This is a genomic window from Bradyrhizobium sp. UFLA05-89, assembly GCF_059803475.1.
In genome coordinates this window covers 84051-107851 of sequence record NZ_JBANBA010000009.1, presented here as the reverse complement: position 1 = coordinate 107851, position 23801 = coordinate 84051, and the positions used below count along the sequence as shown (strand labels likewise).

The window sequence follows — 23801 nt, the reverse complement described above, 5'->3', positions numbered from 1 at the left end:
ACCGGCCGGTGCCGCGCTTCGAGGGTCAGTCGCCAGCGCCGGGATCGTCCGTGGCTTCGAGAGGCCGAAATGCCCAAGGCATTCGACATCAACAATCCACCGTTCGATCGTCTGACGCCGAACGAGGCCGAGACGTTACGAGGGGCGCTCGACATAGCGTACTTCCGTCCGGGCGAAGCAATCATCGCCGGGGACGCTCCGGCGGATGCCATCTATGTCGTCATCAAGGGCACGGTCGAGGAGCGGAGTGAAGCCGATCTGCTCGCGCTGCTTGGTCCAAAGGACACATTCGATAGCCGCGCACTCGTTCACGACCAGAACGGTCACAAGTTTCTCGCCCGCGATGAAACGCTTTGCTATGTGATCCCCAGGAAGGTCGCCCTCAACCTGATCAAGGCCAATCCGCGATTTGCGGCATTCTTCTACCGCGAAATCTCGCAAAAGCTGGATGAGCTTGCCAACGACGAAGAGGCCAGGCGTTACGGCTCGCTGATGCATGCCAGGGTTGGCGAGCTATTCCTGCATCCTCCATCATTCGTGGCTGCGACCGACACGATTGAAGCCGCTGGTCACCTGATGCGCGAGATCAACAGCAACGCTCTGTTCGTACGCAATGGCGAGCGGATCGGCATTATCACGGGCATGAACCTGTCCAAAGCGGTGGTGTTGCGGCGTCTGCCTATCCAGACACCGGTGGGCGAGCTCGCGAACTTCGACATCGTGTCGATCCGCCCCGACGATTTCGTCTCCTCGGCTCTCCTGCTCATGACGAAGCACAACAAGCGGCGGCTCGCCGTGCACGACGGCGAACGGTTCGTCGGTATTCTCGAGGAAATCGATCTCCTGGGTTTCCTGGCAGGCAGTGCTCAGGTCGTCGCCGGTCGCATCGATCGAGGCTCCAGCCTGCAGGATCTCGCGGTTGCTGCAGGCGAGATCGAAGCACAAACGCGGGTGCTGCGGCGGCAAGGCGTCAAGGTCGAGGTCATCGCGGAGATCGTCTCGGACCTCAACCGGCGCCTGCTGTCCAGACTGTTCGAAATGGTCGCGCCGGCAGAGCTGCGGACCAGCGGTTGCCTGATCGTGATGGGTAGCGAGGGGCGCGGCGAGCAGACCATGCGCACTGACCAGGACAACGGTCTCATCCTCGATGGTCCAGTCGAGAGCAAACCCCTGGAGCATTTCCGCAACGAATTCTCCGGCGCGCTAGGAGGTTTCGGGTTTCCGCCTTGCCCCGGCAACATCATGGTGAGCAATCCGGCATGGTCGAAGCCGCTCACCGACTACCTGACGGATTTCCGTCGCTGGGTCGCCCTCCCCGACGAGGCCGCGCACATGAATGTAGCCATCGTGTATGATGCCCAGGCGATCGCCGGCAACGCGTCACTGCTGGATAGCGCCAAGTCGACGCTGATCGAGCTGATCCGGGGTGAACAGGCGTTCCTGGCCCACTTTGCGCGCGCAGTTGACGCCTTCGAAACGCCAATCGGTCTTTTCAACAACCTGATCACATCCGAGGGTAGCGGAGACGCGCTTGACCTGAAGAAAGGCGGAATCTTTCCCATCGTGCACGGCGTTCGCAGCCTGGCGCTCGAACAGGGCTTGCGCGAGACTTCCACCGACAAGCGAATCTCCCGGCTGTGTGACTTGGGAGTGTTGCGAGCAGATTTTGGACGCGACCTGAAACAGGCCTTCCGATTCTTGCTGATGCTCCGGCTCGACGGGCAGCTGGCCGCATCCGCCGGGACGTCGGGTACTCTGGTGAGACCTGCGCATTTGTCCAGCATGGAACGTGATCTGCTGCGGGACACGCTTCAGGTCGTGAAGCAGTTTCGAGAAATTGTTCGTCATCGTTTCAAGCTCGGTATGTTCTAAAGATGTTGCCACGCGCGATCAAACGGTTGCTTCACCAGGCGACCCTGAGCGATCAGTCGTATCGATTCATGTTCGATCGAGCTCCGGACGACGACTTTGTCGTCTTAGATTGCGAGACCACGGGTCTCAACGTGCGGACGGACGACATCGTCACCATTGCGGCCATCAGGATTCGCGGCAATCGGATTCTGACCAGCGAGCATTTCGAAGCCGTCGTCCACCCCGACAGGGAGATGGGAGCGGAAGCAATCAAGATCCACCGCTTGCGTCACTCCGATGTCGCGGCCGCGCCGATCGTCTGGAAGGTGCTGCCGAGCCTTCTCCGGTTCATCGGGGCGCGCCCCCTCATCGGCTACTACGTCGACTTCGACATCGCCATGCTGGACAAGTACATCCTTCCGTTGGTCGGGATCGAGCTGCCGAACGAGCGGATTGAAGTTTCACGGCTCTACTACGATCGCAAATACGGTGATGCGCCGCCCAACACGTCGATCGATCTCTCGTTCGCCGCGATCCTCCGCGACCTCCGTATTCCTCCTCTTGCACAGCACGATGCTTTCGACGACGCCTTGATGACTGCAATGATGTTCTTGCAGTTGCGCGACCTCGCCGAGCGCGGCGTACGGATCGAGCGCCAACGCACAAGCGCCGTTTTCAATCCGATCGGAGCGTAGCCAAGGCCCAGTGAGGCTTCCCGCTCGACCACCAGAAGCCGACGGCTTCCACTCCGCAGCGGTGACGTTCAAGACCGCTGAAAGCTCCCGTAGTTGCCCTTGTGAAACACGAGGGGGCTACACGCAGATTCGTCGCCCGACAGCACCTCACCGAGGATGATGTCGTGGTCGCCGGCCTTGTGGGTGGTGGCCACGCGGCAGCAGAGCCGGGCTGCGGCGCCCTGCAGCAGCGGCAGTCCGTCGGCGCTGAATGCCACTGCCAGATCCTCGAACCTGTTCTTCGATTGCCCTGTGAAGCGGCGGGACAGGTCGGATTGATGCTGGCCCAGAATATTCACCGAAAACAGGCCGCGCTGCCGGATCGCCGCTCCGGTCGCGCTGCCCTCATTGGTGCAGAACAACAGCATGCAGGGATCGAGCGACACCGACGTCAGCGAGTTGATCGTCGCGCCGAACAGCTCGCCGTTCCATTCGGTCGCGATGACGGCGACGCCGGTCGGAAACGTTCCCATCACCGACCGGAAACGTTTGGAATCGATGGCGGTTCTGCTCAGCATCGATCTCACTTTCGCAGCATGTGGTAGCTGAGCTCGCCGGGATCTGTGAGGTCCGGGACCTTCCAGCCGTCGAGGTCGTACTCGGCCATGCAGTCCTCGGCAAAGCCCTTGAAGCGGTCGGCATTGCCCGAGGCCTGCGCGCCGAACAGGCAGTAGCGACGGATCTCCTCGGTCGAGCCGCCGTAGTTGATCTCGTAGAGCTCGTGGCGTCCGCCGAACTCGCTGCCGAGGCAATCCCACAACAGCTTGAGCAGCTTGACGCGCTCCTCCGCCTTGTAACCGTTGGAGCCGCGCAAATAGCGATCGAGATAGGGGCGGATCTCGTCGTTCTTGAAATCGCTGGCGTGGCTGTTGAGATAGATCAGGCCCGAGGCGACCGTCTGCTCGATCAAATATTTCACCTTGGTGTAGGCCATGGTGGCGATGATCTGATAGGCGTTGCCGGGGTCCATGTTGGGCAGCACGTAATCGCCGATCCATGGTTTTGGATCGCGCACCATTGCATCCGACAGGCTCCAGAACAGATTGCGCCAGGCGATGACTTCGCCGACATTGGCCTGCACGCCGCGATAGTCCTTGGTGCCGGCGGCCTCCGTCGCCTTCAACAACAGTCCGCTGATGAAGTCGAGCTTGACCGCAAGCCGCGTGCAGCCATGCACGACGAAGCGCGGCAGGAATCCGGTGCGCGGGAAGAAATTGTTCGCCTTGTCGATGTCGCCGTAGACGAAGACGTTCTCCCAGGGCACCAGCACCTTGTCCATGATGAACACGGCGTCGTTCTCGTCGAGCCGGCTCGAGATCGGATAGTCGAACGGGCTGCCCATCACGCTCGCACTCATCTCGTAGGAGGTGCGGCAGATGAACTTCACGCCGGGCGCGTTGGTCGGCACCATGAACACGACGGCGAACTTCTTGTCTTGCAGCGGAATGAGCCCGTGATGCGCGACGAAGGTATAGTTCGTCAGCACGGATCCGGTCGCGACCACCTTGGCGCCGGAGACGATGATGCCGGCATCGGTCTCCTTCTCGACATGGCAGCAGACGTCGGCGACTTCGTTCGGCGGACGGTCGCGGTCGACCGGCGGATGGATGATGGCGTGGTTGATGAAGGGCACGCGCTCCTGGCTGAACTTGTACCAGCGCTTGGCATTGTCCTGGTACGGCTCGTAGAAATCCGCGTTGGCACCCAGCGTCGCGAGAAACGCGGCCTTGTAGTCCGGCGCCCGGCCCATCCAGCCATAGGTGATCTTCGCCCATTCGGCGATCGCGTTACGGCCGGCGAGAAGATCGTCCATCGTCTTCGGCGCCTTGAAGAACGCGTGCGTCACGCCGCCATTGCCGGTCTCGGTCGGCAGCAGGAGCCTGTCCTTGCGCTTGTCGTCGTGGAGCGCGTCGTAGAGACGCGCGACCATGCGTGCGGTGTTGCGGAAGGCCGGGTGCCTGGTGACGTCCTTCACCCGCTCGCCATAGATGTAGACGGTGCGATCGTCGCGCAGCGAGTCTAGATATTCCGCGCCTGTTTGCGGACGCGTGACTTTGACGTTGCCGGTGTGCTCCGGCGGAATTGCCACCGCTGCCTGCGCCTTGCCTGCCATCGCGCGATCTCCCCTTTAGGAATCGTTCGATAATCGAACTAGTGTCCGTATTTCGAACTTATCGCGACGATACGGCCGGCCCGCCTCGATGGCAAGAGCCGGACACGTCCCTCAGACGGTCATTGAGGAGACCTGCTCGCTGATGCGATTGAGCTCGGGCAGGAAATGCTCGCGCATTTCATTGCGCGTCGTTCGCGTCGAATGCGTCGACAGGTTGATGGCGCCGACGACCTGGCCGGCGCGATCGAACACCGGCACGGCGATCGCACGCAGGCCGCGCTCTAGCTCCTCGTCGACGATGGAGAATTTTTGGGCGCGGTCGGCGCGAATGCGGTCGAACAGCGCCTGAAGATCGGTGATGGTCTGCGGCGTGTAGGCCTCGATCCGCTGCGACTTCAGCCGCCGCCAGATCTCGGCCTCGTCGAGATAGCCGAACAGCACGCGGCCGAGCGCCGTGTGCAGCGCCGGCAGCCGGCTCCCGACCGACAACGCAGCCGACATGATGCGCCTTGCGGGCACGCGGGCGACATAGACGATGTCGTTGCCTTGCAAGATAGCGGCCGAGCAGGATTCGGCGAGACGCTCGCTGAGCTCGCGCATCAGGGGCAGGGCGCGATCGATCCAGCTCTGCGTCGACAGGTAAGCGAAGCCGAGATCCAGGATCTGCGGCGACAGCGCGAAGGTCCGGCCGTCCTGCACGACATAACCAAGCTGGGTGAGCGTACGCAGCACCCGCCGCGCGGTGGCACGCGAGAGATCGGCAACCACGGCTGCTTCCGACAGCGTCATGGTCGGCCGCTGACGACCGAACGCGCCGAGCACCGCCAGGCCCTTGGCGAGTGTCGTCATAAACTCCTTGTCGTCGGGCTCGCCCTTGCGATGCCCGGGGTCGGCCTTGTGGCGCTCGGATGCTTGCGTCATGACGCGGCCTGTTGACTCCATCTGGGCGCTGGCGGAAACTGGTCGAATTACGAACTACTGTTCGAATATCGAACGCCGGCCCGTGTGTCAATCGATCCACGATGAGAATCCGGCGCATCCAGAGGGGAGGACGCGCAGATGACCTGCCGCAAGATCAGCTCGACTCATCGTCATTCCGTCGATCGCCGCACGCTCCTGAAATACTCCGCTGCAACGGGCGCGGCCCTCTCGGTCGGATTGAAGTCGCCGGCGATCGCGCAAACGCGCGCGATCAAGCTCGGCTATGTCTCCCCGCTCACAGGCCCCCTCGCCGCCTTTGCCGAGGCCGACAATTTCATCCTCGCCAATTTCAAGGAGGCGACCAAGGCGGGCATCAAGGTCGGCAATGCCACCGTGCCGGTCGAAGTGGTGGTCAAGGACAGCCAGTCCAATCCGAACCGCGCCGCCGAGGTCGCCAAGGATCTCATCGTCCAGGACAAGATCGATCTGATGCTGGTGGCATCGACACCGGAGACCACCAATCCGGTCTCGACCCAATGCGAGATCGAGGAGGTGCCGTGCATCTCCACGGTTGCGCCGTGGCAGCCCTGGTTCATTGGCCGCCAGGCCAATCCCGGCGGCGGACCGCCGGCGTGGAAGGGCTTCAACTACACCTATCATTTCTTCTGGGGGCTCGAAGACGTCATCGCCGTCTTCACCAACATGTGGAGCCAGGTCGCGACCAACAAATCGGTCGGCGGTCTCTTTCCCAATGACGGCGACGGCAACGCATGGGGCGACAAGGTCGTCGGCTTCCCGCCAGTGCTCGAGAAGGACGGCTACAAGCTCACCGATCCGGGCCGCTACCAGAATCTCACCGACAATTTCTCGGCACAGATCGGCGCGTTCAAAGCGGCGAATTGCGAGATCATCACCGGCGTGGTGCTGCCGCCGGACTTCACCACCTTCTGGAAACAAGCGCTCCAGCAAGGTTTCAAGCCCAAGGTCGCCTCGGTCGGCAAGGCGATCCTGTTCCCCGTCGCGGTCGAGGCGCTCGGCAAGGACGGTCACAACTTGTCCTCGGAGGTGTGGTGGACGCCAAACCATCCGTTCAAATCTTCGCTCACGGGCATGAGCGCGAAGGATCTCGCCACGGCCTATGAGGGCGCGACCAAGAGGCAATGGACGCAGCCGATCGGCTTCGTCCACGCGCTGTTCGAGGTCGCGGTCGATGTCTTGAAGCGCGCGCCCGATCGCGACGGCAAGGCGATCGCCACGACGATCGCCGCGACCGATCTCGACACCGTCGTCGGCAAGGTGCAGTGGGGATCTGCGAACCTGCCGCCGTTTGCCGCCAAGAACGTCGCCAAGACGCCGCTCGTCGGCGGACAGTGGCGGTTCAAGGACGGCAAATACGACATCGTCGTCACCGACAACCGGACGGCGCCGGCCATTCCGGTCGGCGGCAAGATGGAGCCGATTGCCTGATCGGGCGGCGCGTTGAAAAACCATGCTGCTGGAAGTCGCCGGCCTTAAGAAGAGCTTCGGGTCGATCGTCGTCGCCGACGATCTCGACCTGACGATCGCGCCTTCCGAGGCCGTCGGCATCATCGGTCCGAACGGCGCGGGCAAGACCACATTGTTCAACCTGATCGCCGGCGGCCTGTCGCCGAGCGCAGGCCACATCCGCTTCGACGGCAGCGACCTCGCCGGGTTGCCGCCGCAGGGCCGTTGCCACGCCGGCATCGGCCGCACCCACCAGATCCCGCAGCCGTTCGAAAATCTCACGGTATTCGAAAACCTGCTCGTCGGCGCGGTCCATGGCCAGCGCAAGACCGAACGTGAGGTCGCGCAATCCTGCGGCGAGATTCTCGACCAGCTTGGGCTGCTCAAGCGTGCCAACACGCTCGCGGGTTCTCTCACATTGCTCGAGCGCAAGCGTCTGGAAATGGCTCGCGCGCTTGCGACGGCGCCAAAGCTTCTGCTGCTCGACGAGATTGCCGGCGGCTTGACCGAGGGCGAATGCGCCGAGCTCGTCGCGACCATCGGTGAAATCCGCAAGACCGGCGTCGCGATCCTGTGGATCGAGCACGTCGTCCATGCTTTGTTTGCCGTGATCGACCGACTGGTCGTGCTCAATTTCGGACGCAAGATCGCGGAAGGCGCGCCGAAGGAGGTGATGCAACGGCCCGACGTGCATCAGATCTATATCGGCATCGAGGCGTGAGGCATGCCGCTGCTCAGGACACAGAAGCTCACGGCCTTCTATGGCGACTTCCAGGCGCTGTATGGCGTCGATACAAGCCTCGAGGCGAGCGAGACCATCGCGATCATCGGCGCAAACGGCGCAGGCAAGTCGACCTTCCTGAAAGCAATCGCGGGCCTGATTCCCGGTGCGGCCGACAGCGTGTTGCTCGACGGCCTGCGGATCGGCGCAAAGCGTGCTGCCGACATCGTCAAGCTTGGCGTCGCGCTGGTGCCGGAAGGACGACGGCTATTTCCCTCGCTCACCGTGGAGGAGAATCTCCTGATCGGCGGCTACGGCCGCAAGCTCGCTGGCCCCTGGACGCTCGATCGCGTCTACGCCCTCTTCCCTATGCTGAAGGAGCGGCGGACGTCGCCCGCGCCCATCCTGTCGGGCGGCCAGCAGCAGATGGCCGCGATCGGCCGCGCCCTGATGTCCAATCCCCGCGTGCTCTTGTGCGACGAGATCAGCCTCGGGCTTGCGCCGATCGTCATTGCCGACATCTACGCGGCCCTGCCGCGGATCAAGGCCGAAGGCACCAGCGTCGTGCTGGTCGAACAGGACATCGTGCAGGCGATGAAGGCCGCCGATCGCGTCTACTGCTTCCAGGAAGGTCGCGTCTCCCTGGAGGGCCGTCCCGGCGCGCTCTCGCGCGACCAGATCCACCGCGCTTATTTTGGTTGAATGCGATGACCGGCTTTCTCGACGCGATCATCCAGGGCATCCTGCTCGGCGGCCTCTATGCCCTGTTCGCCACCGGGCTCTCGCTGATGTTCGGCGTGATGCGGCTCGTCAATCTCGCCCATGGCGACTTCATCGTGCTCGCAGCCTTTGCCATTTTCGTGGTGACGGAGAAGCTTGGGCTCGATCCCTTCGTTGCGGTCGCTGTCGCAGCTCCGATCCTGTTTGTGCTCGGCTTTGCGCTTCAGCACGTATTGTTGAACCGTACGCTCGGACGCGACCTCCTGCCACCGCTGCTCGTTACCTTCGGCCTCTCGATCATCATCCAGAACGGGCTGTTGCAGACATTCTCCGCCGACAGCCGTCGCCTGCGCTCCGGCGCGATCGAGACGGCCTCGGTGTCGCTCGGTGGCGATATCGCGGTGGGCGTTGTGCCGCTGCTGACGCTCGCGTCTGCCATCGCGGTGATCGTGCTCCTCAACATCATCTTCTATCGCACCGCGATCGGCCGAGTGTTCCGCGCTACTTCTGACGATCTCGACGTCGCGCAGCTCATGGGGATCGACGTCAACCGCACCTTTGCGATTGCGATGGGCCTTGCCTTCGTCGTAATCGCGATCGCGGCGCTCTATTTGGGCCTGCGGGCCAATTTCGATCCCACCATCGGTCCGGCGCGACTGCTCTATGCCTTCGAGGCCGTGATCATCGGCGGGCTCGGCAGCTTCTGGGGCACGCTGGCGGGCGGCATCGTGCTCGGCCTCGCCCAGACCATCGGCGCGCGAATCGACCCGGAATGGCAGATCCTGTCCGGCCATCTCGCCTTCCTCGTGGTGCTGGCGATCAGGCCGCGCGGCCTGTTTCCGCGCGCGGTCGATTGAGGAGCCGCGATGATGGATACGGGCGCAGCGAGGCCGACGCGGGTGTTTCACATCGAGACCGCCGATCGACTTTCGCGCTCCTCGGCAATTGTCGCCTGTATCGTCCTGCTCATGCTGGTAATGCTCCCGGTCTTCGCCGGCCGCAATCTCATCCAGGATCTGATCTTCCTGTTCTACATGCTGGCCCTGGCGCAATGCTGGAACCTGCTTGCGGGCTACGCCGGCCTGATCTCGGTCGGCCAGCAGGCTTTCGTCGGACTGGGTGGTTATGTGCTCTTCACGCTGACGCTCATCGGCGGCGTCAATCCGTTACTCGCAATCCCCGTTGCGGGCATCGTGTCGGCGACACTGGCTTTGCCGACCGCGCTGATCGTCTTCCGCCTGCGCGGCGCCTATTTCGCGATCGGCACCTGGGTCGTGGCCGAAGTCTACCGTCTGGCTTTCGCGCAGGTGAAGGCGGTCGGCGGCGGCACGGGAACCTCGCTCTCCCCATCCGTCACCTCCTCCGTGCCCGGCATCGAGTGGATCAAGGCGCTGCTCGATGTGCGCACGCCGGCGGCGCGCGACATCGCCTCCTACTGGCTTGCGCTGGCCTTGATGGCCGGCACGCTCGCCTTCGTCTATCTCGTGCTGCGCTCACGCCGCGGCCTTGCCTTGGGCGCGATCCACGACCGCGAGGCCGCGGCTGCGAGCCTCGGCGTCGACATCGAGCGCATCAAGCTCACCGTCTATGTCGCGACCGCCGCGATGACCGGCATGGTCGGCGCGCTGATCTACCTTCAGAAGGCGCGCATCTCGCCGGACGCCGCCTTCTCGGTGCTCGACTGGACCGCCTACGTCGTCTTCATCGTCGTCATCGGCGGCATCGGCACGATGGAAGGCCCTGTCATCGGCGCGATCATCTTCTATCTGATGCAGCGCTATCTCGCCGATTTCGGCGCCTGGTATCTCATCCTGCTGGGCACGCTTGGCATCCTCGTCATGCTGTTCGCGCCGCGCGGCCTCTGGGGCCTCGTCTCCGAACATTACGACCTGACGCTATTCCCGACGCGGCGCCGGCTGGTGGTGGACGAGGATAACGGTCGGGGATGAGGCCGGCACCGTGAATGCCCCTCCCCACTCCCGGGCTCCCATCTTGTTCGCTGCGTCTTCGGCAGCGTGATCCGGACCCGAAAGGCCGCGTTAGCGCAAGGTGTGAGGCGGTTTTCCCTCGCGACAAACGCGGAACGCGTTTGCGCGGAGATCATGCCCAAACAGCAACCTAAAGCGCGATGACGATTCATCCTAATCCCATCACGCTTTGGGGGAAGCCGCAGCCTGGTCGCCTTGGCTATTTCTGCCGGAGATCAGTCGTCAGTGGGCGTGTCAGACCCTCAGGTTTTCCGCGCTGCTTTTGCCACGCTTGGGGTCGACTTTGACTTCGTAAGAGATCTTTTGGCCTTCTGCCAAGCCAGAAAGACCCGCGCGTTGGACCGCGCTGATGTGAACGAAGATATCGTTGCCGCCATCGTCCGGAGCGATGAATCCAAACCCTTTTTGACCATTAAACCACTTCACCGTACCCGTCGCCATACTATCACTTCCTTCTGCTTCACTGCTGCATCTGCTCACTGTCCGAGAAAGGACCGCGATTTCTTGCTTACCCTGCCAAAGCTCAACGTCATGAGCGCCAACCCCGTAGCTTCAACCAGGGCCGAGCCGACTTCATTGGAGATGTTATGGCGAGAGATGAATTTGCCGCCGGTGCTTAAAATGTTACGCCTCGATCATCGCCGCGCTTTCCGTGAGAGCGCTTTCCGTTTTGGGTACGTCTTTCGGCTGCTCCAACGCCAGAAATCCGAGTGGGCATCCGCCGCTGTTCGTCCGTGATGGTCGGATCGGCAAGCCGTCCCGATCCGCACCAACGGTCCCGCAACGGGCGGCCGCTACGGGACCATTGGTGCGACGCGTATCGGGTTGCCGATACGCCCCCCAATAAAATGCGACGGAAATGAAGCATGCAATTGTCCCTAAAGACAATTGTCCGTCGGAGGCGGCCGTCCCAACTGCCTTGAGCGCGCAAGGTCAGAAGAATTCCTCCAGGCGCCGGAGCAACCGTTCGGCCACTGCAGGCCGGCGTTCACGATGACGCCACTGGATGTGCGGCAGTTTAGCAGTGCCGGCCAGACGATCCGCCGCCGGGCTCCCAACAAAGCCAGCAAAAAATCTGAGATGTCGCGTCGGGCCGGCTACCTCCCGTTCGTCCTCGGGTTATGAATGGGCAACGGACGTCCGCGTCGGACCCATCACTTCAAGGAGGATTAACGAGCATGCCTAGCACTGTACGCCTGCACCGCGTCCTGGCGACCAGCCCCGAGAAGATCTATCGCGCCTTCCTCGAGGCGGACGCACTGGCGAAATGGCTTCCGCCCAACGGCTTTACCTGCACCGTGCATCACCTGGAGCCGAAGGTCGGCGGCACATTCAGAATGTCCTTTCGGAACTTCACGACCGGCAACGGCCACGCCTTTGGTGGCGAATATGTCGAGCTCGTTCCGGGCGAGCGGCTGCGCTACACCGACAAATTCGACGATCCCAATTTGCCGGGCGAAATCCAGGTGACCGTGATCCTGAAGAAAGTATCGGTCGGCACCGAGCTGGATATCACGCAGGCAGGCATACCGGACGCCATTCCGCCTGAGGCCTGCTATCTCGGCTGGCAGGAGTCGCTGCGGAACCTGGCAAGGCTCGTCGAGCCTGAGATCAATCAGTAGGCCGCGGAGTGAGCTGAACCGCTTTGACGTCAGACGAAAGGGCCGCCTGTTGAGGCGGCCCTTTTTGTGTGACAGACGCATCGCCGTGGGTTCGCCCGGCTCGTCCAATGCCGAGATCATCGCGACCGGCGTTTCACTCGCGCGGGAGCAGCACTCGATCCATAGCGAGGAGCGCTCTTTTCTGGTAAGTACACAACACTCCGGAATCTCCTTCGATGATCAGCAGCGGCGCCTCGAGCTTCCCATGATCACCGCGCGGCATTGGCCCCAATGTCATTTCCAAAGTGTTCGCATTGCGTGCCGGGTCCATGACCGGGCAAAGCGGCCACGACGCGCAGTAGCATCGGCAGAATGGAGGGCCCGATGACCAGAAGGATCAAATGGTGGGGTGTGATCGGCGTCGCGGCGTTCATCATCGGCGCGCTGATCGTGATCCATTACTCACTGCGGATCGCCGCCCTGATGGGGGTCGCTCACTAACGTAGCGAGACGCGGACGGCGACGATCGGGCTATACAAGTAAGCGCCACTCAAAATGTTCGACGAGCAAGGGAGCCCCCAATGTACGCCAATATTCTCTTGAGCACGGATGGATCGGATGTCGCGAGAAAAGGCCTTGAGCATGGAATTGCCCTGGCAAAGGCCTTGAACGCCAAAGTGACGGTGATCACCGTAACGGAACCGCTGCCAGTCGACTATGGGGGCGGACACGCCGGGGGTTGGATTCCCTCGCAGGAAGAGTTTGATCACTTCGACGCAGCCTGCAAGGAACGCGCGGACAAGTTGCTCGGCGAAGCTCGAGCTATGGCGGAGCAGGTCGGAATATCTGCAGAGCTCTTGCATGTTCCGAATGCGCACCCAGCCACTACGATCATAGAAACAGCAAAGTCGGGGGGCTGCGACTTGATCGTCATGGGCTCTCATGGGCGTCGCGGCCTCAGGAAGCTATTCCTGGGAAGTCAAACATCGGAGGTCCTGGCCGACGGAAGCGTGCCGGTATTGGTCGTGCACTAAAACGGATCAAGCTTGCGGCGAGTTAATCTGCCTTACCGAAAAGATATTTGCAGCGGCGCGTGATCTGCGGTTGCTACATCTTGGTGTTTCCATGGAAGCGTAGCCTCCTCGCCGCACGAGGGGGTCTTTAGTGGAGGAAACGCTCGGCCCGGAAGTCTCCCCGACCCTCCGGGCCGCTTTCTCGCCCGGACCGATCGGAAATATTCTGCGCCAGGACGTGGCAGGGGCACACTTCCTTCGTGGCAACAATCAAGCCTAATCCGATCGCGCTCTACGCGCTCGCTCTCGACGTGAGCCCGCCGCTAGCGGCCCAGCGGTCCGGATCGGGGCTGTGTCCGATCAGGGCGAGGCCGTAAGCGATCGACTCGAACTGGTCGCCCGACATCAGCCGTTCGTTGCCGAACCGCTCGGCGAATAGCCGCCGCACCGCGGGCACGAAGGAGGTCCCGCCGGTCAAGAACACCTTTTCTACTTCGCGCGCGGTGATGCCGGCCTCGCCCAGCACCTTGTCGATGGTCGCCCCTAACCTCGCGATATCGTCGGCAATCCAGGCTTCGAAATTTTTCCGGGTGATGGTCGAGCCAATGTCGACCCCGCCGCGATTGAAGCGGAAGTCCACCTGATCCTGGGTCGACAACGCGACCTTGGCATCGGATACCGCGCGGTACAGCGAAAAGCCCAGGTCGAGATCGACGATGGTGATGAAATCCTGAAGCAGAGCCGGCTTCAGCGCGGTGCGCGAAAGCTCCCGGAGCTCGCGCAGATCGCCGTTGCTCTTCATCATCGCGAGCTGATGCCAGCGCGCGAGGTTGGTGTAGTGGCTGTTGGGGATCGGCAGCACCTTGTCGAATGATCGGAAGCTGGTGCCTTTGCCCAGCCGCGGCGAGACGACGTGATCGACGATGCGGTAATCGAACGTGTCGCCCGCAATCCCGATGCCGGCATGGCCGAGCGGCTCGGAGCGCAAAGCCCCGCCTGTTCGCGAAAAACGCATCACGGAGAAATCGCTGGTGCCGCCGCCGAAATCCGCAACCAGCACGGTGGCATCGCGCTCCAGCCGGCGGGCGAAGGAGAACGCTGCTCCCACCGGCTCGTAGACATAGCGCGCGTGGCCGGCGCCCAGGCGTTCGAACGCGGCCCGATAGCGCTGCATCGCCAGCGCCTCGTCGGGATTGCCACCGGCAAAGCGCACCGGCCGTCCGACCGTGATGCTTGCCGCCTCGAAGCCGAACCTGTCTCCGCCATGGCGCGCCAGCGTGCGCAGGAACGCCGCCAAAATATCCTCGAACTTGTAGCGCTGCCGGAACACCTGGGTGGAATTGAAGCTGCTGCTGGCCGCGAAGGTCTTGAACGACTGCAGGAAGCGGTAGACGTGGCGTCCTTCGAGAAACTGTTCGATCGCCCACGGGCCGCCTTCAGCCTGCGCTCCCGCTCCCGGCCGATCCTCCCAGAAGCACAGGGCCGACACAAAGACGCTGTGGCGTTGTCCGCCATGATCGAAGCGGATGGCCTCGACCCTACGGTCGTCCGTCGCGAGCGCGACGACCGTATTGCTGGTCCCAAAATCGATGCCGATCGAGACGGCGGGCGAGGCGCTCGACATAAACCACTCTGACAGATGCTTGGAAAAGGGGGCAGACCATTAGCGGCTTTGAACTGCCCTGCCAAGTCCCCGATCCACCACTGAAATGCCGTCATCCGTCAGCCAAAACCAGAACTCCGCCGTGGCGAGGCGAAATCACATAGAGCTGGTCGGGCGCGACCAACGCGGTTGTGTGTGCCCCCTCCCCGGTCGTGGTCCGTGATCTCGCACCCGTCTTCGGATCGATCGTCTCGATCACACCGGGCTCGCCGATCGCCACATGGACGCGACCGGTGGCCGGATTGAAGAAGGTCACGTCGGGCGCGCCCGCGATCGGCCAGACGTTGGTCACCTTTCCGGACGTGCTGTCGACCTCCACCAGCTCGCCGTCATCGCAGGCGGCGTAGAGCCGGTGGCTGATATGATCGATGTCGAGACCATGCGCACCGCCTGATGGCAATGGCCAATGCACGACGTCGCCGAGATCGGGCAGCCGGGCCGACAAAATCATCGAGGGCTCGCGGATGCAGAGAAACACCCGCTCGGCGGCGGCATTCGTGACGCACCAGCGCGGCCGACCCGGCAGATCGATCGTGCGCTGCGTGACGTCCTTCAGATCGATGCATTGCAACGTCGGCCCTTGCTGCGCATCGCCGATGCAGGCGGCGATGCCGATCCCCTTGCGCCTGACGATCGCTGCACCGTTCGGACGTGGCCCCGACGGGAGGACACCTTTGATGTCGTAAGTCGCGGCGTCCAGCCAGGAGACCGTGGCCGCCCCGCGATTGGTGGTGAGAATTTCGCCGTCATCGGCTACGGCACCTGCCACCCCCGGAAAGCCCGGAAGCGTCGCGATGTGCTTGTGCGTGTCGTGATCGATCACCTCGATGCAGTCGCGCGCGGTGTGGGCGATGAAGACGCGGCGGGTTCTGGGATCGAAGGCGGCATGGTCGAAGTCGCTGTTCGATCCGTCGGGTATGGCGATGACGCCAAGAGTTCTGAGTGACATGATGACCTCGTGAAGTCAGCGAAAGGCAACCGGCAGCACCGAGACGATCAGCGACAGTCCCGCGAACAGCAGCAGCACCAGCACCATCTTGCGAAAAGTCTCGTCGTCGATCTTTCCAAACAGCCTGAAACCCGACCAAAGACCGGCGACCATGAACGGCACGCCCAGCGCGTACAGCACCAGCGTATCCCTGGTGATGGTGCCAGCGGCGGCCTGGGACAGCGAGATGACGACGAAGGCCACGAACAGGACCGGCTGAAACACGGCGCGCTGCACGTCCTTGGGCCATCCGCGCCATTGACAGGAGATCGTCGAGATGATGCCGCCGAGCCCGGTCAGGCCGCCGAGCAGGCCGTTGGAGATTCCGATCGCGATGTCGGCCCCGGTGCCGATCTTCATCGGAGCGAACACGGGTCGAGTCAGCCCGTAGATCGCATAGAGCATCAGCAAGATGCCGACGCCGAAGCGCAGGTGCGTCGGATTGAGATAGGCGAGAATGCTGACGCCGATCGGGATGCCGATGACGGTGCCCAGCGCTAGCGGCCAGGCCTTCCTGAGGTCGAGCACATGCCGCAGCTTGAAGATGCCGTAGCCCTGCGTGAGCAGGCCATAGCCGGCGATCAGCGTGGCGGTCTGCATCGGCGTGATGATGTGCAGCCAGATGCCGGATACGACGAGGCCCATGGCAAAGCCGGAGAAGCCACTGACGAAGCCGCCGCCGAGCGCGGCCAATGCAAACAGCGCGAAGGCAAGTCCATCCACAGGGTCACTCCCCCCGAACGAGGTCGCGAGCTCTTGGATGGATGTCCATCTGACGGGGAGGCCTGCATGTCCCCAACGTCGTCGAGCTAGTGTGGCGGAGCGCTTTGCATGTCGAATTCCGTCTGTGCCGTACGTCAGCTCTTCGTGCTTGCGGTCTTGTCGATCGCGGCGCGCAGGCCCTTGGCGAGCTTGATCGCATCGTCGTTGGCCCAGAAATGCATGAAGAACAGCCGCGGCTGCTCGTCCAGCATGTGGCTGTGCAGCGCCGTCACCTCGATGCCGTTCGCCCTGAGCGCCGCAATCACCGGGTTCACCTCCTCGCCCGTCAGGACGAAATCGCCGGTGATGGCGGCCTTGCCGCCGCCGGTCGGCTGGAAGTTGATGCCGGTCGCAACCCCCAGCGGTCCCACCGGATTGAGCGGCATGCCGCCTTCGCTGATGGGATCGCGACGCGGCACGGTGAACGCGTAGACGCCGCCATTAGCCTGTCCCTTGGCGCCGATGATCTGATCGAGCTGCGCCGTATCGAGATCGACCGCAGGCGGCGGGCCGGCCGGCGCGGCGATGGTAAGCGGCGTCTTGCTCTCGGCGAGCGCATCGTGGATGGCCGCGGCGAGTCTGCTGGGATCGCCATGCCCGGCGACATGTATGTAGAACGTCGCCGGGCTCGCGCGCAGGAGATGATTATGCACGGCTGATATCTCGAGCCCGCTTTCGATCATCTTCGCCATCACCGGATTGATCTCGGATTCGAGCAGCACCAGATCGCCCATGATCATCGCGCCGCCATGCGCGGGCTTGAACGCGATCCAGCCGCCGAGCGCGAGCGCCGGCTTGATGGTCACGCCATCGAGCGTCACGGCAAGATCGCTGCGCGGAAAGCCGTAACGATGCACGTCGCCGGCAACCGTCGGCTTTCGGCCCAGCGTGTCATCGATCCTCTGCCAGTCGACGTCCTGCGCCCACGCAAGTGAAAGGCTGCCCACGACCGCCAGCAGCAGGGTCGCACAAGAGATGATGGATTTGCGCATGAGTGTTCTCCTGGTTGTGTCCTGCCCCAGGGCAACAGGCGCGGCTCCGCGGAGACAGCGCGCCTCAACGTGTGCCGGCGCGCTCGAGCTGCCGGCAAGTCGGGATCGTTTGTCAGGTGAAGTCGGGATGTAAGCTGACATGCGGCGTCCTCGAGAAGTCAGGACGCGATTCTTGGGCATGTCGCCTCACGGGGAGATCGCACATCCCCGTTAGGCGAATAAAGACCCTCGCGCCCACCGCGTCAACATGGTGGTGCCGATCGGGCTCGAGATGATCAGAGCAACGGAAACCGCCCCGCTTTGCTCCATTTCCGCATCCTTATGCCCGAAACGGCCGCTTTAAGGGAAAGTTATGCTGCAATGCAGGATGACAAATGCTGCTATGCAAACAAATCGATTGTTTCTGGCATCTGGCATACATAAGTTGCCCTTCGAAGATGAGACGGCACACTGGCCGCCTTGAGAAAGGGAACTTCCGATGTCCAAGTCCGCCGCCGTTGCGCTCCAGCCCTCCAGCTCTCTGATCAGCCGCCTCGTGGCCGCGATCGACCGCCTGTTGATGGCGAGCGCCGAGATCTCCATTCGCAATGGCGACCAGCCGCGCTTTGGCCTTTAAGACCTTCAGCGCGTCGTATTGTCGCGCCGAGTTTAAATCTCCCGAATTGCGACTTTCGATGAATGGCCCCTCTCCGCGGGGCCATTTCTATTTGTGCCCACGGCTCGTTGCGCGACCTCGATTCAAGACGGTTGCGGCATAAGCGCACGGCGAGCCGTCGGGCGCTTGAAGCTTGGCATAATGAATACAAGAATGCCTCTACAGCGCTCGCAACAAAGAGAAGCGCCTCTGGAGGATTCATGACGGACATGGTGCACGCAACAACGGCCCCAGCGGCCGCTCGCGTCAGCGACACCTTTCGCTGGGCTCAACTCGCGATCGGCGTAGCCGCGATGGTGATGATCGCGAACTACCAATACGGATGGACGTTCTTCGTCCCCGACATCCAGAAAACGTTCGGCTGGGATCGCGCCTCGATCCAATGGGCCTTTACGTTGTTCGTGCTGTTCGAGACCTGGCTCGTGCCGGTCGAGGGATGGTTCGTCGACAAATACGGCCCGCGCATCGTCGTGCTCGTCGGCGGCGTGCTATGCGCGATCGGCTGGGTGATCAACGCCAAGGCCACCACGCTGAACGGTTACTATCTCGGCATGATCGTCGCGGGCATCGGCGCCGGCGCCGTCTACGGCACCTGCGTCGGCAACGCGCTGAAATGGTTTCCGGACAAGCGCGGCCTTGCCGCCGGCCTCACCGCGGCCGGCTTCGGCGCAGGCTCCGCGCTCACGGTCGCGCCGATCCAGGCGATGATCAAGGACTCAGGATTCCAGTCCACCTTCCTCTATTTCGGCCTCGGCCAAGGCATCATCATCTGCATTCTCGCCTTCTTCCTGCTCGCGCCGAAGCCGGGCCAGGTGCCAAACGTGGTGCAGAATGCAGCGCTGGTGCAGAGCCGCCGCAACTATCAGCCGACCGAAGTGCTGCGACAGCCGATCTTCTGGCTGATGTACTTCATGTTCATGATCGTCGGCGCCGGCGGCCTGATGGTGACGGCGAACCTGAAGCCGATCGCGGTCGACTGGAAGGTCGACGCCATTCCGGTCACGCTCGTCGGCATGACCATGACGGCGGTGACCTTCGCGGCGACCATCGACCGCGTGCTCAATGGCCTGACGCGTCCGTTCTTCGGCTGGATCTCCGACATGATCGGCCGCGAGAACACGATGTTCATCGCCTTCGGCATGGAGGGCATCGGCATCTGGATGCTCTACCTCTGGGGCCACGATCCCGTCTGGTTCGTGCTGCTGTCGGGCTTCGTGTTTTTCGCCTGGGGTGAGATCTACTCGCTGTTCCCCTCGACCTGCACCGACACGTTCGGCGCAAAGTTCGCGACCACCAATGCGGGCCTGCTCTACACTGCGAAGGGCACAGCCGCACTTCTTGTTCCGCTCGCGAACTACGTGCAGCAGACCTCGGGCCATTGGGACAACGTCTTCATCATCGCGGCCGGCGCCAACATCCTTGCCTCACTGCTTGCGATCCTGGTGCTGAAACCCTGGCGCAAGACTGTGGTCGCGCAGGCGACTGCGTAAGACTTTACCTCTTCCATCTGCGTGTTGCGCCCGGCCCCCTGGGGCCGGGCGTTTTCGTTTTTTGGAGACCGGTTCCGATTTCACATAATCCGAAGGCGCCAATGCATTTTGCTGCGACGCATGACAAGATAGGGCTTGCATTCTGGGATATGGTATACCAAGGTGCGCGCCGCGCTTGCGACGATACGCCACAAGATTTGCGACACTCCGCCGTCTTGCCGGCGTGGATAACAACAGACAGGCGCCTTGGGAGGTTGTTGATGATTTCCAGCACGGACGGCGCCGTCACGGCCGCGCCTCTTCGAAGTGGTTTCCGTTGGCTCCAGCTCGTGATGGGCATCGTCTGCATGGCGATGATCGCCAACCTGCAATATGGATGGACGCTGTTCGTCGATCCGATCGACGCCAAGCATCACTGGGGTCGCGCCGCGATCCAGCTCGCTTTCACGATTTTCGTGGTGACCGAAACCTGGCTGGTGCCGATCGAAGCCTGGTTCGTCGACAAATACGGCCCACGCATCGTGATCATGTTCGGCGGCGTGATGATCGCGCTGTCCTGGGTGCTCAACTCCTACGCTGAATCGCTCACCTTCCTGTATGCCGCTGCGGTCGTCGGCGGCATGGGTGCGGGCGCGGTGTACGGCACCTGCGTCGGCAACGCGCTGAAATGGTTCCCCGACCGCCGCGGTCTTGCTGCCGGCGCGACCGCCGCAGGCTTCGGCGCAGGCGCCGCGATCACCGTCGTGCCGATCGCCAGCATGATCGCCTCGAGCGGCTACCAGAGCGCATTCTTCACCTTCGGCATCGGCCAGGGGCTGATCGTTTTCCTGCTCGCCTTCTTCATCCAGCCGCCGTCGATCTTCGTGCCGCCGAAGAAGAAGAAGCTCAACCTGCCGCAGACCAAGATCGACTTCACCCCGCCGCAGGTGCTGCGCAGCCCGATTTTCTGGGTGATGTACGTGGTGTTCGTGATGGTTGCCTCCGGCGGCCTGATGACTGCGGCCCAGATCGCGCCGATCGCACACGACTTCAACATCGCCAACACGCCGGTCACGCTCGCCGGCTTCCAGATGGCGGCGCTGACCTTCGCGATCTCGCTCGACCGCATCTTCGACGGTTTCGGCCGGCCGTTCTTCGGCTGGGTCTCCGACAATATCGGCCGTGAGCACACCATGTTCATCGCCTTCGGCACGGCCGCCCTGATGCTGCTGACGCTGTCGGCCTATGGCCACGTGCCGATCGTGTTCGTGCTCGCGACGGCGGTGTACTTCGGCGTGTTCGGTGAGATCTACTCGCTGTTCCCCGCAACCTGCGGCGACACCTTTGGTTCGAAGTTCGCAACCACCAACAACGGCATGCTCTACACCGCGAAGGGCACCGCCTCGCTGCTGGTACCGCTCGCAAGCGTGATCTCGGCGACCTATGGCTGGAAGTCGGTGTTCGTCGTGGCAGTTGCGCTGAACGCGACAGCGGCGTTGATGGCCGTGTTCGTGATCAAGCCGCTGCGGCGCTCCTTCATCCTCGGCAAGGAAGCCGAGATGACCGAGGCGGCGACGGGCAACGCAAAGACGGCATAGCCGTCCACCACATCGACATTCAATCGAAAGGGGCGCAGCATTGCGCCCCTTTCTTTTTGTCAATTCCTCTCGCCGGACAAACGTCAGCATGGCTGCCGCAAGATTTTTCGTATGTGCCAAATCCAGCGCTTGACGATTGGCATAATGTATACCAGACTATTTCCAGATCGTTCACCCAGGGAGGTTGCAATGCTGGTCGGAGACATTCTGCGCAAGAAGACATCGCGCGTCGTGACCGTGCGTATGAACGAAACGGTGGGTATTGCCGCGAAGCTGATGCGGGCCAACAACATCAGCGCACTGGTGGTCAAGGACGTCGTCCGCTCCGAGGGCAACACCGCGGTCGGCATGTTCACCGAGCGCGACGTGGTGCGTGCCGTTGCCGAGCACGGCGCGAACGGCGTCAACGTCAAGGTCTCCCAGCTCGTCTCGGTGCAGCAGCTCGTCTCCTGCACCTCCTCCGACACGATCGAGCACGTACGGCATCTGATGAACCGGCACCACATTCGGCACCTGCCCGTCATCGACGACTACAGCCTCATCTCCGTCATCAGCATGCGCGACATCGCCGCTGCCGTCGACCAAATCACCGACAGCACGCCGCACGCGGCCTGACGGACGAGCAACTTCCACCCGTGACTTCCACCCCTGCTCGGACCATCCGAGCCGGCCTGGACCTTTCGTGCCCAAAATCCGATTCAGCTTCCCCGCGAGGATTTTATGAAGATCTGCATCTACGGCGCCGGCGCGATCGGCGGATATCTTGGTGTGCAGCTTAAGCGCGCTGGTGCCGACGTCAGCCTCGTTGCGCGCGGCCCTCACCTCGCCGCCATGCGCGAGCGTGGCCTCACGCTGCTGATGGACGGCGAGGAGCACGTGGTGCATCCGCGCTGCACTGACAACGCGGCCGAACTCGGCGTGCAGGACTACATCATCGTCACGCTGAAGGCGCACTCGATCACCGGCGTGATCGAGAAGATGCAGCCGCTGCTCGGGCCGCGCACCCGCATCGTCACCGCGGTCAACGGCATCCCCTATTGGTACTTCTACAGGCATGGCGGAACTTACGAGAACTCGACGCTCGAGAGCATCGATGCCGGCGGCCGGCAGTGGCGCGAGCTGGGCGCGGAGCGCGCCATCGGCTGCATCGTCTATCCCGCCACCGAGATCGAGGCGCCCGGCGTGATCCGTCACGTCTACGGCAACAACTTTCCGCTCGGCGAACCCTCGGGCGAGATCACGGGCGACGTCCAGCGCTTGGCCGATCTCTTCGTCGCCGCCGGCATGAAGGCGCCGGTGCTCGACCGCATCCGCGACGAAATCTGGCTGAAACTGTGGGGCAACGTCTGCTTCAACCCGATCAGTGCGCTGACCCACGCAACCCTCGACGTGATCTGCACCGATCCTGCGACGCGTGCGCTGTCGCGCGCGGTCATGCTGGAGACGCAGGCGATCGCCGAGACCTTTGGCGTCAAGTTCCGCGTCGACGTCGAGCGCCGCATCGAGGGCGCCCGCAAGGTCGGCGCGCACAAGACCTCGATGCTCCAGGATCTCGAGCGCGGCCGCCCGATGGAGATCGATCCGCTCGTCACTGTGGTCCAGGAAATGGGCCGCATGACCGGCATCGCAACGCCCGCGCTCGATTCCGTGCTCGCCATGGTCAGCCAGCGCGCCCGGATCGCCGGCCTCTATGACGGCGTCAGGGTGCCGGCCGAAACCAAGGCGGTGGCGTGATGAGCGCGGCCGGCCCGAGCAAATGGCTCCGCTTCCGCAATAATGGCGCGACGGGATTCGGGACGCTCACGCCGAGCGGCATCGCCGTTCATGACGGCGAGATGTTCGGTCGCAACGCGCCGAATGGCAAAGTGCTGGCGCTCGACGAAGTGGAGCTGCTCGCGCCATGCGCGCCGAGCAAGATCGTCGCGCTCTGGAACAACTTTCACGCACTCGCCGCAAAGCTCAATCAACCCGAGCCGCCGGAGCCGCTGTATCTGTTGAAAGCAACCAGCAGCATCACGACGCCCGGCGCCGTGATCCGCCGCCCGTCCTCCTATGACGGCAAGACCACCTATGAAGGCGAGCTCGGCATCGTCATCGGCAAGACCTGCAGCCGCGTTTCCAAAGCCGAGGCCGACGCCTTCATCTTCGGCTACACCTGCGTCAACGACATCACCGCCAACGACATCCTCACCCGCGATCCCACTTTCGCGCAATGGGCCCGCGCCAAGGGCATCGACGACTACGGCCCGTTCGGCCCGGTGATCGTCACCGGCCTCGATCCCGCGAAGCTCGTCGTGCGCACCATCCTCAACGGCGCCGAACGGCAGAACTATCCGATCTCCGACATGATCTTCAGCGCGCAAGAGCTGGTCAGCAAGATCTCGCACGACATGACCCTGCTTCCGGGCGACCTCATTGCCGTGGGCACCTCCGTCGGCGTCGGCGTGATGAAGGAGCCCGTCAACATCGTGACCGTCGCAATCGACGGCATCGGCGAGCTCACGAACGAGTTTCGGCTGTAGCTGAA

Annotated in this window: 23 protein-coding genes; 15 read left to right on the top strand and 8 right to left on the bottom strand. The window is 62.8% G+C overall.

Features of this window, described 5'->3' with window-relative positions:
• Positions 1-69: 69 nt before the first annotated feature.
• Together SO139_RS07570 and SO139_RS07565 are read left to right on the top strand one after the other, a co-directional pair.
• Positions 70-1872: a putative nucleotidyltransferase substrate binding domain-containing protein gene (locus SO139_RS07570; protein ID WP_498539851.1), complete on the top strand. Its 1803-nt coding sequence runs from the start codon at positions 70-72 to the stop codon at positions 1870-1872.
• A gap of 2 nt (positions 1873-1874) precedes the next feature.
• A complete protein-coding gene (locus tag SO139_RS07565) occupies positions 1875-2546 on the top strand; it encodes a 3'-5' exonuclease (protein WP_449378287.1) in 672 nt (223 codons plus the stop codon).
• 68 nt (positions 2547-2614) lie between these two features.
• On the opposite strand, the gene SO139_RS07560 is transcribed toward SO139_RS07565, so the two are convergent.
• The 3 genes from SO139_RS07560 to SO139_RS07550 all read right to left on the bottom strand — a co-directional run bounded on the left by SO139_RS07560 (position 2615) and on the right by SO139_RS07550 (position 5619).
• Complete coding sequence (locus tag SO139_RS07560; RefSeq protein ID WP_449378286.1) at positions 2615-3103, bottom strand: flavin reductase family protein; 489 nt, start codon at positions 3101-3103, stop codon at positions 2615-2617.
• A gap of 5 nt (positions 3104-3108) precedes the next feature.
• A complete protein-coding gene (locus SO139_RS07555) occupies positions 3109-4698 on the bottom strand; it encodes a 4-hydroxyphenylacetate 3-hydroxylase N-terminal domain-containing protein (RefSeq protein ID WP_449378285.1) in 1590 nt (529 codons plus the stop codon).
• Positions 4699-4809: 111 nt separating this feature from the next.
• Entirely contained in the window at positions 4810-5619 is an 810-nt protein-coding gene (locus SO139_RS07550) for an IclR family transcriptional regulator domain-containing protein (RefSeq protein ID WP_449378284.1), read from the bottom strand.
• 138 nt (positions 5620-5757) lie between these two features.
• Between SO139_RS07550 and SO139_RS07545 the strand changes: the two genes are divergently transcribed.
• From SO139_RS07545 to SO139_RS07525, 5 genes are read left to right on the top strand one after another with little or no spacing between them, the layout of a single operon-like run.
• Positions 5758-7086, top strand: a complete 1329-nt coding sequence (locus SO139_RS07545) for an ABC transporter substrate-binding protein (protein ID WP_449378283.1) — start codon at positions 5758-5760, stop codon at positions 7084-7086.
• 22 nt (positions 7087-7108) lie between these two features.
• The gene (locus SO139_RS07540; protein WP_449378282.1) at positions 7109-7825 is read left to right on the top strand and encodes an ABC transporter ATP-binding protein; all 717 of its coding nucleotides are present in this window, start codon (positions 7109-7111) and stop codon (positions 7823-7825) included.
• Positions 7826-7828: 3 nt separating this feature from the next.
• Complete coding sequence (locus tag SO139_RS07535) at positions 7829-8527, top strand: ABC transporter ATP-binding protein (RefSeq protein WP_449378281.1); 699 nt, start codon at positions 7829-7831, stop codon at positions 8525-8527.
• Between the two features lie 5 nt (positions 8528-8532).
• Positions 8533-9402, top strand: coding sequence for a branched-chain amino acid ABC transporter permease (locus tag SO139_RS07530; protein ID WP_449378280.1), 870 nt, complete (start codon positions 8533-8535; stop codon positions 9400-9402).
• 12 nt (positions 9403-9414) lie between these two features.
• Positions 9415-10494: a branched-chain amino acid ABC transporter permease gene (locus SO139_RS07525; protein WP_474797085.1), complete on the top strand. Its 1080-nt coding sequence runs from the start codon at positions 9415-9417 to the stop codon at positions 10492-10494.
• A gap of 273 nt (positions 10495-10767) precedes the next feature.
• Here the strand turns inward: SO139_RS07525 and SO139_RS07520 are convergent, their stop codons facing one another.
• Positions 10768-10974 carry a cold-shock protein gene (locus tag SO139_RS07520; protein WP_449378278.1) on the bottom strand — a complete coding sequence of 69 codons (207 nt, stop codon included), beginning with the start codon at positions 10972-10974 and terminating at the stop codon, positions 10768-10770.
• Positions 10975-11711: 737 nt separating this feature from the next.
• Here SO139_RS07520 and SO139_RS07515 point away from each other — a divergent pair.
• Together SO139_RS07515 and SO139_RS07510 are read left to right on the top strand one after the other, a co-directional pair.
• Positions 11712-12155: an SRPBCC family protein gene (locus tag SO139_RS07515; protein WP_449378277.1), complete on the top strand. Its 444-nt coding sequence runs from the start codon at positions 11712-11714 to the stop codon at positions 12153-12155.
• Positions 12156-12715: 560 nt separating this feature from the next.
• Positions 12716-13168, top strand: coding sequence for a universal stress protein (locus SO139_RS07510; protein WP_449378276.1), 453 nt, complete (start codon positions 12716-12718; stop codon positions 13166-13168).
• A 271-nt stretch (positions 13169-13439) separates the two neighbouring features.
• Here SO139_RS07510 and SO139_RS07505 read toward each other — a convergent pair whose 3' ends face one another.
• From SO139_RS07505 to SO139_RS07490, 4 genes are all read right to left on the bottom strand, one after another.
• Complete coding sequence (locus SO139_RS07505; RefSeq protein ID WP_449378275.1) at positions 13440-14771, bottom strand: Hsp70 family protein; 1332 nt, start codon at positions 14769-14771, stop codon at positions 13440-13442.
• A gap of 91 nt (positions 14772-14862) precedes the next feature.
• Positions 14863-15759: a YncE family protein gene (locus SO139_RS07500; RefSeq protein WP_449378274.1), complete on the bottom strand. Its 897-nt coding sequence runs from the start codon at positions 15757-15759 to the stop codon at positions 14863-14865.
• Between the two features lie 15 nt (positions 15760-15774).
• Entirely contained in the window at positions 15775-16521 is a 747-nt protein-coding gene (locus SO139_RS07495) for a sulfite exporter TauE/SafE family protein (RefSeq protein ID WP_449378273.1), read from the bottom strand.
• 134 nt (positions 16522-16655) lie between these two features.
• Positions 16656-17552 (bottom strand): DUF1259 domain-containing protein, encoded by an 897-nt coding sequence (locus SO139_RS07490; protein WP_449378272.1) that lies wholly within the window; start codon positions 17550-17552, stop codon positions 16656-16658.
• 478 nt (positions 17553-18030) lie between these two features.
• Here SO139_RS07490 and SO139_RS07485 point away from each other — a divergent pair, with 478 nt between their 5' ends.
• The 6 genes from SO139_RS07485 to SO139_RS07460 all read left to right on the top strand — a co-directional run bounded on the left by SO139_RS07485 (position 18031) and on the right by SO139_RS07460 (position 23796).
• The gene (locus SO139_RS07485) at positions 18031-18168 is read left to right on the top strand and encodes a hypothetical protein (protein ID WP_198031694.1); all 138 of its coding nucleotides are present in this window, start codon (positions 18031-18033) and stop codon (positions 18166-18168) included.
• A gap of 239 nt (positions 18169-18407) precedes the next feature.
• Entirely contained in the window at positions 18408-19697 is a 1290-nt protein-coding gene (gene oxlT, locus SO139_RS07480; protein ID WP_449378271.1) for an oxalate/formate MFS antiporter, read from the top strand.
• A gap of 260 nt (positions 19698-19957) precedes the next feature.
• Positions 19958-21274 carry an oxalate/formate MFS antiporter gene (gene oxlT, locus SO139_RS07475; protein ID WP_474797082.1) on the top strand — a complete coding sequence of 439 codons (1317 nt, stop codon included), beginning with the start codon at positions 19958-19960 and terminating at the stop codon, positions 21272-21274.
• Between the two features lie 189 nt (positions 21275-21463).
• Entirely contained in the window at positions 21464-21889 is a 426-nt protein-coding gene (locus SO139_RS07470; RefSeq protein ID WP_449381505.1) for a CBS domain-containing protein, read from the top strand.
• A gap of 105 nt (positions 21890-21994) precedes the next feature.
• Entirely contained in the window at positions 21995-23008 is a 1014-nt protein-coding gene (locus SO139_RS07465) for a 2-dehydropantoate 2-reductase (protein WP_449381504.1), read from the top strand.
• On the top strand, positions 23008-23796 hold the full coding sequence (locus SO139_RS07460; RefSeq protein ID WP_449381503.1) for a fumarylacetoacetate hydrolase family protein: 789 nt from the start codon (positions 23008-23010) through the stop codon (positions 23794-23796). The genes SO139_RS07465 and SO139_RS07460 overlap by 1 nt, the downstream gene beginning before the upstream one ends.
• Positions 23797-23801: the final 5 nt, after the last annotated feature.

Bases quoted from the DNA above. Each gene is read 5' to 3' on its own strand.
- SO139_RS07570 (WP_498539851.1), top strand. From the start codon at position 70: ATGCCCAAGGCATTCGACATCAACAATCCACCGTTCGATCGTCTGACG.
- SO139_RS07565 (WP_449378287.1), top strand. From the start codon at position 1,875: ATGTTGCCACGCGCGATCAAACGGTTGCTTCACCAGGCGACCCTGAGC.
- SO139_RS07560 (WP_449378286.1), bottom strand. From the start codon at position 3,103: ATGCTGAGCAGAACCGCCATCGATTCCAAACGTTTCCGGTCGGTGATG.
- SO139_RS07555 (WP_449378285.1), bottom strand. From the start codon at position 4,698: ATGGCAGGCAAGGCGCAGGCAGCGGTGGCAATTCCGCCGGAGCACACC.
- SO139_RS07550 (WP_449378284.1), bottom strand. From the start codon at position 5,619: ATGACGCAAGCATCCGAGCGCCACAAGGCCGACCCCGGGCATCGCAAG.
- SO139_RS07545 (WP_449378283.1), top strand. From the start codon at position 5,758: ATGACCTGCCGCAAGATCAGCTCGACTCATCGTCATTCCGTCGATCGC.
- SO139_RS07540 (WP_449378282.1), top strand. From the start codon at position 7,109: ATGCTGCTGGAAGTCGCCGGCCTTAAGAAGAGCTTCGGGTCGATCGTC.
- SO139_RS07535 (WP_449378281.1), top strand. From the start codon at position 7,829: ATGCCGCTGCTCAGGACACAGAAGCTCACGGCCTTCTATGGCGACTTC.
- SO139_RS07530 (WP_449378280.1), top strand. From the start codon at position 8,533: ATGACCGGCTTTCTCGACGCGATCATCCAGGGCATCCTGCTCGGCGGC.
- SO139_RS07525 (WP_474797085.1), top strand. From the start codon at position 9,415: ATGGATACGGGCGCAGCGAGGCCGACGCGGGTGTTTCACATCGAGACC.
- SO139_RS07520 (WP_449378278.1), bottom strand. From the start codon at position 10,974: ATGGCGACGGGTACGGTGAAGTGGTTTAATGGTCAAAAAGGGTTTGGA.
- SO139_RS07515 (WP_449378277.1), top strand. From the start codon at position 11,712: ATGCCTAGCACTGTACGCCTGCACCGCGTCCTGGCGACCAGCCCCGAG.
- SO139_RS07510 (WP_449378276.1), top strand. From the start codon at position 12,716: ATGTACGCCAATATTCTCTTGAGCACGGATGGATCGGATGTCGCGAGA.
- SO139_RS07505 (WP_449378275.1), bottom strand. From the start codon at position 14,771: ATGTCGAGCGCCTCGCCCGCCGTCTCGATCGGCATCGATTTTGGGACC.
- SO139_RS07500 (WP_449378274.1), bottom strand. From the start codon at position 15,759: ATGTCACTCAGAACTCTTGGCGTCATCGCCATACCCGACGGATCGAAC.
- SO139_RS07490 (WP_449378272.1), bottom strand. From the start codon at position 17,552: ATGCGCAAATCCATCATCTCTTGTGCGACCCTGCTGCTGGCGGTCGTG.
- SO139_RS07485 (WP_198031694.1), top strand. From the start codon at position 18,031: ATGTCCAAGTCCGCCGCCGTTGCGCTCCAGCCCTCCAGCTCTCTGATC.
- oxlT (WP_449378271.1), top strand. From the start codon at position 18,408: ATGACGGACATGGTGCACGCAACAACGGCCCCAGCGGCCGCTCGCGTC.
- oxlT (WP_474797082.1), top strand. From the start codon at position 19,958: ATGATTTCCAGCACGGACGGCGCCGTCACGGCCGCGCCTCTTCGAAGT.
- SO139_RS07470 (WP_449381505.1), top strand. From the start codon at position 21,464: ATGCTGGTCGGAGACATTCTGCGCAAGAAGACATCGCGCGTCGTGACC.
- SO139_RS07465 (WP_449381504.1), top strand. From the start codon at position 21,995: ATGAAGATCTGCATCTACGGCGCCGGCGCGATCGGCGGATATCTTGGT.
- SO139_RS07460 (WP_449381503.1), top strand. From the start codon at position 23,008: ATGAGCGCGGCCGGCCCGAGCAAATGGCTCCGCTTCCGCAATAATGGC.